Origin of the sequence: Arachnia rubra (genome assembly GCF_019973735.1) — a bacterium.
GTDB classification, from domain to species: domain Bacteria; phylum Actinomycetota; class Actinomycetes; order Propionibacteriales; family Propionibacteriaceae; genus Arachnia; species Arachnia rubra.
In genome coordinates this window covers 437,244-450,785 of record NZ_AP024463.1, presented here as the reverse complement: position 1 = coordinate 450,785, position 13,542 = coordinate 437,244, and the positions used below count along the sequence as shown (strand labels likewise).

General features: G+C 63.8%; 11 protein-coding genes. 5 read left to right on the top strand and 6 right to left on the bottom strand.

Going from position 1 to position 13,542, the window contains the following annotated elements:
• Positions 1 to 22: 22 nt before the first annotated feature.
• The 5 genes from SK1NUM_RS01925 to SK1NUM_RS01905 all read left to right on the top strand — a co-directional run bounded on the left by SK1NUM_RS01925 (position 23) and on the right by SK1NUM_RS01905 (position 7,149).
• Complete coding sequence (locus tag SK1NUM_RS01925; RefSeq protein WP_212324643.1) at positions 23 to 1,495, top strand: cytochrome ubiquinol oxidase subunit I; 1,473 nt, start codon at positions 23 to 25, stop codon at positions 1,493 to 1,495.
• Positions 1,496 to 1,505: 10 nt separating this feature from the next.
• Entirely contained in the window at positions 1,506 to 2,570 is a 1,065-nt protein-coding gene (gene cydB, locus SK1NUM_RS01920; RefSeq protein ID WP_212324641.1) for a cytochrome d ubiquinol oxidase subunit II, read from the top strand.
• A gap of 16 nt (positions 2,571 to 2,586) precedes the next feature.
• Complete coding sequence (cydD, locus tag SK1NUM_RS01915; protein WP_212324639.1) at positions 2,587 to 4,182, top strand: thiol reductant ABC exporter subunit CydD; 1,596 nt, start codon at positions 2,587 to 2,589, stop codon at positions 4,180 to 4,182.
• Positions 4,179 to 5,747, top strand: coding sequence for a thiol reductant ABC exporter subunit CydC (cydC, locus tag SK1NUM_RS01910; RefSeq protein WP_212324632.1), 1,569 nt, complete (start codon positions 4,179 to 4,181; stop codon positions 5,745 to 5,747). Before cydD ends, cydC begins: the two co-directional genes overlap by 4 nt.
• A gap of 109 nt (positions 5,748 to 5,856) precedes the next feature.
• On the top strand, positions 5,857 to 7,149 hold the full coding sequence (locus SK1NUM_RS01905; protein ID WP_212324630.1) for a glycosyltransferase: 1,293 nt from the start codon (positions 5,857 to 5,859) through the stop codon (positions 7,147 to 7,149).
• A 192-nt stretch (positions 7,150 to 7,341) separates the two neighbouring features.
• On the opposite strand, the gene SK1NUM_RS01900 is transcribed toward SK1NUM_RS01905, so the two are convergent.
• The 6 genes from SK1NUM_RS01900 to SK1NUM_RS01875 all read right to left on the bottom strand — a co-directional run bounded on the left by SK1NUM_RS01900 (position 7,342) and on the right by SK1NUM_RS01875 (position 13,432).
• Positions 7,342 to 8,022, bottom strand: a complete 681-nt coding sequence (locus tag SK1NUM_RS01900) for a hypothetical protein (RefSeq protein ID WP_212324622.1) — start codon at positions 8,020 to 8,022, stop codon at positions 7,342 to 7,344.
• Complete coding sequence (locus SK1NUM_RS01895) at positions 8,012 to 9,238, bottom strand: hypothetical protein (protein ID WP_212324620.1); 1,227 nt, start codon at positions 9,236 to 9,238, stop codon at positions 8,012 to 8,014. The genes SK1NUM_RS01900 and SK1NUM_RS01895 overlap by 11 nt, the downstream gene beginning before the upstream one ends.
• Positions 9,239 to 9,307: 69 nt before the next feature.
• The gene (locus SK1NUM_RS01890) at positions 9,308 to 10,069 is read right to left on the bottom strand and encodes a transposase family protein (protein WP_212324267.1); all 762 of its coding nucleotides are present in this window, start codon (positions 10,067 to 10,069) and stop codon (positions 9,308 to 9,310) included.
• 120 nt (positions 10,070 to 10,189) lie between these two features.
• The gene (locus SK1NUM_RS01885; RefSeq protein ID WP_212324613.1) at positions 10,190 to 11,674 is read right to left on the bottom strand and encodes a hypothetical protein; all 1,485 of its coding nucleotides are present in this window, start codon (positions 11,672 to 11,674) and stop codon (positions 10,190 to 10,192) included.
• Positions 11,675 to 11,677: 3 nt separating this feature from the next.
• A complete protein-coding gene (locus SK1NUM_RS01880) occupies positions 11,678 to 12,013 on the bottom strand; it encodes a hypothetical protein (RefSeq protein WP_223927736.1) in 336 nt (111 codons plus the stop codon).
• A 189-nt stretch (positions 12,014 to 12,202) separates the two neighbouring features.
• Entirely contained in the window at positions 12,203 to 13,432 is a 1,230-nt protein-coding gene (locus tag SK1NUM_RS01875; RefSeq protein WP_212324609.1) for a septal ring lytic transglycosylase RlpA family protein, read from the bottom strand.
• Positions 13,433 to 13,542 lie beyond the last annotated feature (110 nt).

Genomic DNA, 13,542 nt, shown 5'->3' with positions numbered 1-13,542 from the left:
TACCGCGTAGTAGGTTCCGCCCATGGATCCGGTCGCAATAGCAAGGTGGCAGTTCGGGGTTACCACCGTCTACCACTTCCTCTTCGTGCCGATCACGATCGCGATGTCTATGCTCGTCGCGGTTATCCAGACAATCTGGGTGCGCACGGGCAAGGAGAGGTACCTGAGGCTGACGAAGTTCTTCGGGAAGCTGTTCCTGATCAACTTCGCGCTGGGGGTGGTGACGGGCATCGTCCAGGAGTTCCAGTTCGGCATGAACTGGTCGGAGTACTCCCGCTTCGTCGGCGACGTCTTCGGCGCGCCCCTGGCGCTGGAGGCCCTGATCGCCTTCTTCCTCGAGTCGACCTTCCTAGGCCTGTGGATCTTCGGCTGGGACAAGCTGCCGAAGAAGATCCACCTGGCCTGCATCTACGCCGCGGCCATCGGCACCATGCTGTCGTCGATCTTCATCCTGGCGGCGAACTCCTGGATGCAGAACCCGGTGGGCACCAAGTTCAACACGGAGCTGAACCGCGCCGAGCTCGACGGCGTAGGCGGATTCCTGGAGGTGCTGAGCAACCCGCTGCTGATGTCAGCGCTGCCACACGTCATCTTCGCCTCCTACATGGTGGCGGGTGGCCTGGTGGCGGGCATCTCCGCCTGGCACCTGGCGAAGCCGGATGTCTCCGAGGAGGACGCGGGCGCCTACCGGTGGGCGACGAAGTTCGGCGCCTGGGTCCTGATCGCCGGCTCCGCGCTCACCTTCTACACTGGCGACGCACAGGCCAAAGCCATCACACAGCTTCAGCCGTCGAAGATCGCCGCCGCTGAGGGTGCCTTCGAGGACACCGGCGACTTCTCGCTGCTGACGATCCCCAACGCCGACCAGACCGGCACCATCGTCGAGATCAAGATCCCCCTGGTCCTGTCGTTCATCGCCGGGGTGCCGCAGATCAAGGGCATCGACACGATCCGTGAGCAGTACGCCGAGCATGGCTACTCGATGCAGAACGGGTCGCAGACGAACATCCAGGGCGAGTACGCGCAGCAGCTGGCGGAAAAATACGGCCATATCGACCCGATCCCGAATGTGAACGCCACCTACTGGTCGTTCCGCATGATGATGGCCTTCGGCGGGCTGGGCCTGCTGATCGGGGTCTATGTGCTGTGGGTGATCCGCGGCGGCCGCACACCGAAGGCGTCGAAACTGTGGACGACGCTGATGGCCGCCATGCCGCTGCTGCCGCTGTTCGGGATCTCATTCGGGTGGATCTTCACGGAGATGGGCCGCCAGCCGTGGCTGGTGGCGGGGGTCATGCCCACCCAGGCGGGGATCTCCCCCACCGTCAGCGCCGGCGAGGTGTTGCTCTCGCTGATCGTCTACACGCTGCTGTACGGTCTCCTCGCAGTGATCGAGGTGGGGTTGTTCTTCCACTACACGGCCAAGGGGCTGCCCAAGGTGGCCGAGCCCAAGGTCTCAGAGGACCCCGACGCCCCCATGTCCTTCGCGTACTGAGGAGAGCCGAATGCCGCTGCTTGAAACCGCTGTGCCGGCGCTGAACGTCGTCTGGTTCCTGCTGATCGCCGTGCTGTGGGTCGGCTTCTTCTTCCTGGAAGGTTTCGACTTCGGGGTTGCGATGCTGCTGCCCATCCTCGGCCGCGATGACAAGGAGCGCCGCGTGATGGTCAACACCATCGGCCCCACCTGGGACGGCAACGAGGTCTGGCTGCTGACCGCCGGCGGCGCCACCTTCGCCGCCTTCCCGGCCTGGTACTCCACCATGTTCTCCGCGCTCTACCTGCCGCTGCTGCTGGCGCTCGTGGGCCTGATCCTGCGCGGCGTCGCCTTCGAGTACCGCTCCAAGCATCCCGACGCCAAGTGGCGCCGCATGTTCGACGTCTTCGCGACCTACGGATCCTTCACCGCCACGCTGGTGCTCGGAGTGGGGTTCGCGAACTTCGCGATCGGACTGGCCAACGACGGGAAGTGGTGGAACGGCAGCCTCATCGGCCTGTTCGGGCCATTCGCCCTGCTGGGCGGGGTGCTGTTCGTCACCCTGTTCCTGATCCACGGCGCCACCTTCCTGACACTGAAGTCACGCGGCGAGGTCCACGAGCACGCCCGCGGTTTCGTGCGGTCCTGGGGCTGGCCGGTCGCCGCCATCCTGACGCTGTTCGTGGTCTGCCAGAATCTGTTCTGGCCGGCGGTCTCCGAGTTCGCGGACCTCACCATCCCCGGCTGGATTACGGCCGTATTGGCGGTCGTGGCGTTGGCTGCGTCGCTCGTCGCCACCACCCAGCTGCACCGGGAGGGCTGGGGGTTCGTCCTGTGCGGGGTCTCCATCGTCGCGCTGATCTCGGGCCTGCTCGTGCGGATGTACGGCAACCTAGGCTTCGCGCAGGACAACTCGCTGCCGGTGAAGGACCGGCTGAACATCATCACGGCGGCGAGCTCGGAGACGACCCTGACGATCATGACCTGGGCGGCGGTGATCTTCGTCCCCATCGTGCTGGCCTACCAGGCGTGGAGCTACTGGGTTTTCAGCAAGCGCATTAGCACCAAGAACATCCCAGACCAGATCGTCTACTGACGCTAGCCTGAACCGCATGGCTGGACCCGTGGAGCCCAGGCTCCTGAAACGCGCCGAGGCGACCAGGAACTACCTGGTCGCCTCGGTTGTTGTCGGCATCCTGACCTCAGTCCTGGTGATCGCCCAGGCCTGGCTGCTGGCCCGTGGGGTCGCGATCGTTTTCACCTACCGGGCGCTGCCTGACGACTGGGGGGCCATGCTGGCGCTGCTGTTCGCGGTCTTCGCAGCGCGCGGCCTGCTGGCCTGGGTGAACTCGGTGCTGGCCCATCGTTCAGCGGCGGCGGTCAAGTCGCGGCTGCGGCGTGACGTGCTCGCCGCGCACCTCACCCGGCCGGTGGCGTCGTCGGCGACGCTGACGAAGGCGGCCACCACCGGCCTCGATGCCCTGGATGGCTACTTCTCCAAGTACCTGCCGCAGCTTGGCTTGGCGGCGACGGTGCCGCTCCTGGTCGGCGGGGTGCTGCTGCTGGCCGACTGGCCCAGCGCCCTCATCGTCGCGTTCACCCTGCCGCTGGTCCCGGTGTTCATGGCGCTCATCGGCTGGACCACGCAGGCCGCGACGCGGCGGGCCTTCACCCGGGCCGATAAGCTCGCCAATCACTTCGCCGACCTCATCCAGGGGCTGCCCACCCTCCAGGCCTTCGCGCGGGCCTATGCTCAGCGCCGGGGCCTGAAGATCACGGAGGAGCAGTTCCGGGGGCAGACCATCAAGGTGCTCTACACCGCCTTCCTGTCGTCGTTCGCGCTGGAGCTGCTGGCATCGCTGTCGGTGGCGCTCGTCGCGGTGACGGTGGGATTCCGCCTGGCGGGCGGCGAGATGCCGTTCGAGGCTGCGCTGTTCGTGCTGATCCTGGCTCCGGAGGCTTTCCTGCCGGTGCGGCAGGTGGGCGTCCACTTCCACGACTCCGCTGACGGGGTGGCGGCCGCGCAGGCGGCCCTCGATCTCATCGAACTGGGCGCGTCATCCGGCGGCAGCGCCCTACCGGCGGGGTCGCGGCTGGCCCTCGACGACGTCGGCTTCACCTGGCCCGGTGCCACCAGCCCAGCCTTGTCCGGGCTGTCGCTGGAGGTGCCTGAGGGACGCGTGGTGGCGCTGACCGGACCGTCAGGCGGCGGCAAATCGACGGCCCTTAGCCTGGTGATGGGCTTCCAACGACCCGATACGGGGAGGGTCCTGGTCGACGGGCAGGACCTGGCGTCGATGGATGCCGCCCAGTGGCGGTCCCGCACCGCCTGGGTGGGTCAGAATCCTGGGATGGTCGCGGGCACCGTCGACGACAACGTGGCCCTCGGCAGCCCCGGCGCCTCCCCTGAGCAGGTCGAGGCGGCCCTGCGTGACGCCGGCGCGGATTTCCCGCCCGGCAAGCCTGTCGGCGACGACGGCGAGGGGTTGTCCGGGGGCGAGCGGCGACGCGTGGCCCTGGCCCGGGCGCTGCTGAGGATCCGGCAGGGCGGCGCGCGGCTGCTGGTGCTAGACGAGCCGACCGCGGGTCTCGACGCCGACACCGAGGCGGCCGTGATCCGGGCCGTCCGCGACTCGGGCGCGAGTGCGCTGGTGGTCACCCACCGCAACGCCGTCCTGGCGGCCGCCGACGAGGTGGTCACGCTGTGAGGGGGCTGCTGACGGGCCTGGTCCGGGCCATTCCACGGGGCGGCCTGCGCCTCGGGCTGGCGGTTCTGCTGGCCTTCCTGGCGTCCGCGTCGTCGGTGGCGCTGATGGGCCTGTCGGCGTGGCTGATCAGCTTCGCGGCGCTGTTGCCGCCGGTGCTGTACCTCCAGGCCCCGGCCGTGGGGGTGCGGACCTTCGCCATCTCGCGGGGTGTGTTCCGCTACGTAGAACGTCTCGTGGGGCACGACGTCGCGCTGCGCATGCAGTCGGGGCTGCGGCTGCGCACCTACGAGTCGCTGGCCCGCACCACCCTGATAGGCGCCCGGCGCGGCGACCTGCTGACCCGGGTCGTCGCCGACACCGAGGCCGTCACCGACGTGTTGGTACGGGTGCTGCTCCCGATCGCCTCGGGGCTGCTGGTGATCACCGGGACCTCCGCAGGGCTCGCCGTCATCTCGCCGTGGGCCGCTCTGGCGCTGTTCGTGACGGTCCTCCTGGCCGGGGTGGCCGTGCCGCTGGCCGCGCAGCGCGCCACCCTGAGCGCCGACCGCGCGGCCGCGCCGACCCGGGGAGAGCTGGCGGACGTGGTCCGTGAGCTGGCCCGCACCGCCCCCGACCTAGTTGCCTACGGAGCTGACCGCGAGGCTCTAGACCAGCTGCTGGACGTCGACGAACGGCTACGGCAGCAGGAGGCGCACGGCGCGTGGGTGCGGGGCATCGCGACGGCGGCGCAGGTGGTCGCTGCCGGGATCGCGGTGGTCGCGGGGCTGGCGATCGGCGGCCCCGCCGTCGCCGCGGGCACCATGCACCCCACCTTCCTAGCGGTCCTGGCGCTGGTGCCCCTGGCGCTGCACGAGGTGCTGGCCACGTTCGTGTCGGCGGCGCAGACGTGGACCCGGGCCAGCTCCTCCCTGGAGCGGGTGCTGGAGGTGCTTGACGCCGAGCCGGTCGGGACAGGCGATGTGGTCCCCGACGGCGAGGCCAGCCCCGGCCTAGAGCTCGATGCGGTGTCGATCGGCTGGCCCGGCGGGCCGGTGATCCAGTCCGGGCTGGACCTGACGGTGCGGCCCGGGGAGCAGGTGGCATGCACTGGGGCCTCCGGCGCCGGCAAGACGACCCTGGCCGCCACCGCTATGGGCCTGATCCCGCCGCGGGAGGGCACGGTACGGCGGGGCGGGCGCGTCGGCTACCTGGCCCAGGACGCCCACATCTTCGCGACCTCCGTGGCCGAGAACGTGCGGATCGGCAACAAGGACGCCACCAGCGAGCAGGTGCGCAACGCCCTGGAGCGGGCTGGCCTGCCGCTGGACCCGGACCGGCTCGTCGGTGAGGACGGCGGCACCCTGTCCGGCGGGGAGCGGCGGCGGCTGGCGCTGGCTCGGCTGCTGGTGGCGGACCGCGACCTGTGGATCCTCGACGAGCCGACCGAGCACCTCGACCAGGCCACCGCCGAGGCGCTGATGGCCGACGTGTGGCATGCCTCCGAGGGGCGGGCGGTGCTGGTGATCAGCCACGACCCCGCTGTCGTCGATGCCTGTCAGCGCCGCCTGCACCTGGAATCCACGTGAAGACAATTGCCGAACTGCCATAGCGCGGGCGGCGGATGGCATTGATCGAGTATTTCCTTTGGTTCCAGGGGAAGTCTCGCCCAGGGTGCAATTCGGCTAGAGTGTCGACGTGACTGAAGAGTCTGAGCATTCACCGCGTTGCCTGAAGGTCGCCCAGTTCACGGACAACTACGGCCCCGGCAGCAACGGTCTGATGTTCGCTGTCCAGCAGCTGGAGGGGAACCTTCTCGACGCCGGCCACGAGGTCGTGGTCGTCGCGCCGAAGGCGAAGGGGCCGAACCCACACCTGGGCCGGGAAGGGCGCGTGGAGGTGCGGCTGCCTTCGGTCCGGGTGCCGAACATGCCCACGCGGGTCGCGAGTGGCCGGCATTTCGAACGCACCATCGAGAAGGTCGGAGAGCTCGACCCCGACGTCATTCACGTGCATGGGCTGGGCACGGTCGGCGTCCTGGGGACCTGGGCCGCCAAGCGGCTGGACAAGCCGATGCTGATGACCTGGCACACCGACTTTGACGCCTACGCCGACCACTACGCCGCCGTTCTGCCGCTGCTGCGTGGGGTGGTGCAGGCGTTCGCACGACTGACGCACGGGGAGATCCTCAATTCCCACGACCTGCGCGACGCGGCGGTCCGGTTTGCGGACCGCGGCCGCTCCACGGCGACGCTGCTGGGGCTGTGCAAGAAGATGCTGGACTCCGCGGACCTGGTGACGTCACCGTCGCCGAAGACCGCGGAGCGCTGCCGTGCCCTGGCGCCGGAGGCGAACCTGATCGTGGTCCCGAACGGCGTCGATCCGCTGCCGTCGGGTCCCCCACCGGTGCCACGCGGTCCGGGCCCGCTGGTGACCTACGTCGGCCGGATCGCCCCGGAGAAGGGGCTGCCGCTGCTATGTGAGGCCTTCGAGCTCGTCGTCGCGCAGCGTCCGGACGCGCAGCTCATGGTGGTTGGCGACTGGCAGCGCTACCCGAAGATCGCGAAGGTCCTCGACGCGGGTAGGCGCCACGGCCACATCCTGCTGCCGGGCGAGCAGAGACGCGAGTCGCTGGGAGCGTTCTACGAGATGAGCGACCTGTACGCCTTCCCCAGCCAGACCGACACCCAGGCCCTCGTCCTGCATGAGGCCGCGCTGGCGGGCCTGCCCATCGTCTCGGTGGACCCGGGTCTGCAGCTGGTGCTGGAGCCGGGCGTGAACGCCGAGCTGGCGAGCCCAACCCCGGCGTCACTGGCCGCCGCCATCCTGCGGATCATCGAAAAGCTGCCCGACGCGGAGTGGCGGGCCCGAGCCTCTGCCACGTCACGCCGCCTGGCAGGCCAGTGGACGGTGAAGTCGCAGGCCGACGCGATGCTCCGCATCTACCAGGAGCTGGGCCGCCGTCCAGCCCCCGGCCTGCTGGCCAGCTGAGCCCGCCTGCTGGTCCTATCTCACGTTTGCTGGCCCTGTCCTCTTTTTGCTGGCCTTATTGCCATCTGCTGGCCTCACAACACAGGCAAACGTACATAAGGCCAGCACATCATCACCAAGGCCAGCAAACCGCCCCCCGGATGGGTAGCGGCCCTACCGAAGAATCCCTAGAACCACCAACCCCCTGCACCATCAGCTCTCGCTAGCGCTGGGGCTCGGAGTGGCGCTACCTGAGGAGATACGGGGGTTTGGCGGAAAGAATGAGACGGTATCGAGAGCAGCAATCAACTCCTCCGGAACCGTGGAAGTATTCTCAAACCCCGTGACATAGATACTCCACTTGCCATCCTCACGCCAAATTATCCAACGCTGGGACGGGTAAGTCTTCTTGTCGTTGAAGGTGAACATTCCCGAATATCCCCAAGCCTGGGAGCCGCCAATTATCCTGGGGCCTATCGGCTCAGGATCCCTCACTCGGTTGACCTTGACATCATCCGCCATCCACTGATCACGCTTCGCCCTCATATCAATATCCGGGCCATGGAAACCAGCAATAGAAGGCTTCTGATTAAAGATAGTAATCCCCTCAGCATCCAGATTGCCGCGATTGTTGGCAATCTCCAAATCATATTGATTGGGTTTATCTTTCCGCTCCACCAGAAACCACCCCTTAGGCACAGCAATGGTCACAATATCCGGCGTTTCACGCTCACTCCACGTCACAGTCGGCTCAGGGTCACTAGGAGAGTCAGCACAACCCGACACGCCCAGAACAATAGACACACCTACCAGAAAGACAAGAAACCGCCTCCAAACAGACAACTCACAACTTGAGACACCACAGACTTTCCCTACAGAAGCATCATTTCTCACCGAGAGCCACCTTACGCCGATGCTCGGCATACTCCAGAGCCGGCCCGGGCTTCTCCAGCACCGGTTTGTAGACGCCTCCCAGGCCGCCCTCGCTCTGGACGTAATCCCTGAATCTTCCAGCTTGCTCAGCGGTCATTTTGTCGTACGGTATGACATTGCCATTGTCATCTAGGAAGGAATCCTCCTTACTAGTCTCTGCGAGGAATTCCTGAGGTGTTCGCGCTGGATCATTACCCCAGTAATTTCCCTCGGATATGGCTTGGTAGATCGAATCCCGCATCGACTTTTCCAGACCATTGTGAGCCTCCAGCCCATCCCTGTTGGCCGCCGCCGCATGTTCCTCACTCAGCATGGCCTCCAGGGATAGCGGCAGGCCGACGTCTTTGGCCTGGGCGACGAGCCATTTCTGCATGTCATGCCCATCCCCGATGATCTTGTCGAAGGGCAGCATCCCAATGCCCTTGGAGATCAGCGATTTCCATCTGGCGTTGCTCTCATCGATGGCCGCCCCAACCTGCTCGGACGCCCCTGCCGGGGCAACTGTGAGGTCGTTGAGTAACGGAGCCCACTTGGTCTGTACCTGATCCAGAGCATTCATATCACCAGCAGAGAGGGCCGTCCTCATGTCATCGTGATATCCGGCATTGGCCGCCGCGAGCAGGGTATTGATGGCAGGATCACGGCCGGCAGCCGTCTGGTCATCTGTCGGGTCGTCTGGGGTTGCGTTGATATCGACCGGCCTATCAAATGCGAGGTCAGTGAACAGGCCATTCTTACCAATTATCCGGTTTACCAGATCAGGGCCAAGATTAATCAGATAGCCATCGTTGAGCTGCGGGTCACGTAGGGAGAAATTTTCTCCACCCGGAAGATCCAAGGAGTTGGCGATCCCCTCAATATGCGGTGCCAAGATCGTGCCGACCCAGTTCCGCATCGCGGCATGCCGTTTCCCGAAGGGATCTTCGCCATTGATCAGTTCGTTGTCCACTTCGAGACCTTCCTGATAGCCGACCAGGAAGTTCGCAGCGATGTTCGCTGATCGTTCAGAACGCGCTTTCCAGGCCTGATATTCTGGAGAACTGTGGTCGATGCCCTGGGGCATCGGCTCGGCTATGGAGGCTTGAGCGATAACCCGCCCCAGGCTGTTACCCTCGTCCTGCGTACCGCTGTAAAGCTCATCCCCACGGAATCCCGTGAGGTAGCGTGTCATGTTCATCGGGCCGTGGTCTGTGAAGGGCGGCACACGCCTGGCCTCGCTGGCGGGATCGATGCCAAAGAGGCTTAGTCAGAATGTGTTTCTGTAGAATTCGAGTGCGGCTACTGTGGTGATTGTTTCTGGGAATGTTGTGAAGGGTCTGCGGTAGTCGGTGTGGAGAATTCTCCAGGTTTTGAGGTTGGCGATGACTCGTTCGATCATGTAGCGTATCGCGTTTACTGACTTGTTGAACCTTTTTTCTTCTTCTGTGTGTTGTTGTTTCGGTTGGGTTCGGATGGGGGTGATCATGCCGAGTCCGATGTATCCTTTGTCGCCGATGAGTTGCCCGGTGGTGATGTGGTCGAGTAGGCCGGTTTCTTTGAGTGCGTGTGCGTCATGGGTGCGGCCGGGCATCGGGTCGGAGATGAAGGCGAGCCGTCCTGTCAGGTCGCATGCAACCTGGACGTTGACGCCGGTGGTTTTGTGTTTGCCGGAGTACAGTTCTGGCATGGTGCGCCATGACCAGGTCGGCAGTAGGGTGCCATCGACGATGAGTGGTTCGCTGACATCGAGGTCGTCGACCGTGGGGGTGCAGTCCTGCAGGGCCTGTCCCAGGATGGGCATCCAGGATGCGATGGTTCGAGAGATCGTTTTCTGGGAGACGTGGAACTGGTCGGCAATCGATGCTTGTGTGCGGTTGGATCGCAGATAGATCAAGGCCACAACAACACACTTGTACAGTCCTAGTGTGGGTTTCCGTCCTGCTCGGGAGGCTGGTGCCTCGCGGAGGTCATGGATGCGTGCGACAAGGTCGGTGATCTGTTCGCTGCTAAGACCTGTGCTAGAGTACATGGGAAGGCTCAACTTTCGATTGACTGTGTTGGTACTATCAATTATTCAGGAAGTTGAGCCTTCCTCGCGCATACCGACACGCACAACACGTCAATTAACTATTGCAGCCACCGATTCTGACTAAGCCTCAAAGTTTGTGTCAGAAGCCAGGAATTTCTGCGCCGCGTCAAAGCGCCGCGAATTCTGAGCAGACAACGCATCCCATGATGGCGAGTCCTTCGTGAGACTGCCGTCCGAGAAAGCCGCAGGCTCATCCATCAGCTTGAACATCGACTCGACAGGGTCGGTACCATTCCGGTCACCACCTGGCGGCAGCTTTGGCCCCCAATTCCCGTAACCACCTGTACGACTGATCTCATGTCCATGTGCATGATCGAATGAGACGATATCCTGGGCCAGGGAATCTGGGCCATCGAAGAACTCTGGGCCAAGCGCCAGGTTCTGATTTGAGTTGGCAGATCCAGAGAGCATCGTCGCCAGGTATTCGTAGCCGTAATGCTGACCCATCTGTCCACCCTGGTAGCCCAGTCGGGGATCAGCAGCGCTGCCATCCGCGTTCAGGAGGGTATTCCCGACGCCCTTCCATTCATTGAGCCGGGTCTTGATCAGGTCCTCGACAGAGCCGCCAGTGTCGGTGGCCAGCCCAGCGCGGGAAGCTGAGAACGCTTCCTGCGTCTGGGCCATCGCAGGATCGGCATTGACACCACCTGTGGACAGAACCATTGCGGATCCCAGTGAGGAGCACAGGGAGTTCAAGGAGGCATCATCGCCCAACTGGCCCCTAGAGGCCTCTGCGAACGCCAGAAAACGAGTCATCTCTTCAGGTGTCGTCTGCTGAGCGAGAGCCTGTGCAAAGAACGGGTTTGAACACAGGTTCCCGTATTTCTCCTGAAACTCCCGGACCTTGTCCATCGAGGGTGGGGATTCTTTGATGAGCTTCGCAGCATCAGGGGCGATTTTCTGGACCTGTTCCCACTCAGCCTGCCCGTCAACCACCGGTATATCATCAAACAGCGAACTACCAACCTCGTCCCGGGATCCCTTCTTCGAAGGATCTACCACCGAGTCCTGAGTAGCCCTGACCGTGTTGGCTGCTTCCTGGGCGACATCATCCAGACCGTCCATGGCCTGTTTATACTCGGACAGGACACCGGCCTGCTCGGCGTCGCGTAGCTCTGCCAAGGCCTTCTGCCGCTCCTGGACCTGGTGTTCCGGGATTGTCTGACCTTCCTGACGCCTGGCATCCACTTCAGCTTCCAGATCGGCTATGTTGTGAGTGTAATTCGATTGGATCTGGTCGTAGCGAGCCCAAAGATCAGGCACAGTCACCGAGATCATCACACCGACGTTCTCAGCCCAGGTACGAAGCGCGCCGACAGCGGGGGCAAAGCTTTCAGCCAGTGACCGGGCATGCACGCCGAGCTTTTGGATAGACCCGGTATAGACGTCTGCGGAATCCCCTATCCACCCTGGAACCCCATCCGCTGGGTTCTTGGCAACCTGAGTATTCGCTATCGCCTTACCGACCGTCTCAAAATCAGCAGCCAGTTGCTCAGCATCAGCTCGAACGTCCGGCGGCAATGGCATTTTATCTTCGCCTGACATGGCTCATCCTTCCATTCTCGACACGAGGTCACGGAAGTTTTCGGTGACTTGATACTCCGCTGCATCAAAATTCGAGATCACTTCCTCCTGCCCAGAGCCCAGCACACCGCATGCGTCCGAATGCTCCAGCACCGCCCAGCGCATCACCTCTCTGAACTCCCCCAGGCAGCTGCGCAGCGAAGTCACACCGCTGTTGTCCCCTTCTGGCAGATCCACTGAAGCTGAGAAGGTCGTCAATGAGGCCATGAAGGAACCGATACGGGCGAACTCGTTCGCGTCCGCCCAGTCTTTCTTAGCGCTCACACCAACAGCTTCACGATTGAACTCGATGTCGCCCATCATCCACTCCCGTCGGCTACGGCGATACCACCGTAGCGGGGCGCGCTGGAAGGTGCCTGGGAAATAGAAAAATCTCTTGCACTGCCTGGGAAACAAGCGTAAATCCCCTAGAACCACCAACCCCCCGCGCTGTCATGGCGCAGGGGGTGGCGGGAATTGAGGAAGGGCTGAAAAGCCACGTTTTAGTTGTCAGACAGTCTCGTAGTTGACGGTGATGACGCCGGCGGAGGTGCCGCCGATCGCTTCCATGGCGGCCTTGGACAGGTCGAGGCAGCGGTTGCCAGCGTAGGGACCACGGTCGTTGATACGCACGACGACGGTCTTGCCATTGCTCGGGTTGGTCACCTTGACCTTGCTGCCGAGCGGGAGAGTCTTGTGGGCCGCGGTGAGGTCATTCGGGTTGAACTGCTCACCGGAGGCGGTCTTCTGGCCTTCCCAGTAGTAGGAGGCCGGGCAGGAGTTTCCGGTCGCGGGACTGAGGCTGCTGCTGTCCGAGCCAGAGCCGGAATCCGACTTGGACTTCTTCGAATCAGACTCAGAACCCGACTTGGCGGAGGAGTCGGATGAGGAGGAATCGGACTTGGCCTCCTTGGTGCCGACCTTGGTCACCTCGGTGACGGGCTCCTTGGTGACCTCTTCGCTCTGCAGAGTGGAGGAGACCAGGGTGCCGTTGTGGTAGACCTCGGCGTAGGTCTCGGTCTTGACGCCCTCAGAGCCCTCCTGGGAGACCTTGGTCTTGCCCTTCTCAAGCTCCTCGGACTTCTCCTCCTTCTTCTCGAAGGGAACCGAGACCTCCTTGGTGGTGGTGCGCTGCTCGACGTTGGTGTAGCTGATGCCAAGACCGTCGGCCAGGGCAGTGTCCGCCGCCGGCGTGACGATGTCATCCTCATCGGGGGTCACCTGCGCTGCCGTCAGCGCGTCACCGACGTTGCCAGCCACCCGGAGCTCGGTGGGAGTGCCCGCGACATCCACCGTCACCGTCTTGGGGGTGTCGATGCTGAACGTGAGCCCGTCGCGGCCGATGGCGGTCGAGCGATCGGTGGAGAGCTTCGACGCGGGATCGTTGAGGTTGAGCTGCGTGAGCGCGTCCTCGACGGTGCGGGCCGTGGTCCATGGGCTGCTGGCCTCGCCGTCGACGGTGAGCTGCAGCTGGCGGCCGTAGAGGACGCTGACCTCCATGCCGTTGGTCACCTTGGTGTCGACCGCAGGGCTCACCACGTCGTGCTCGCCGATGGTGATCCCGTCGACCTCAAGGACCTTTCCGACGGTGTCTTCACGAACTGAAACGGTATGGGGCACCCCATCGACCGACAGCGTCACTTCGTTCTTGTGCATGGCTACCGCCACCGCGACGCCACCAGCGATCGTGAGTGCAACGCCGCCTGCCACTGCGGCAATCACCACATGTTTCTTGGCCATTGATCTCTTCCTGGTAGAGGACTTTCCGGTCATACCGGCTGGATCAGCCTAACCCAGCGGCGGTCGAATTCCAAACGAATCCTGAGAGATTCTCAGGACTGCGCACTGTA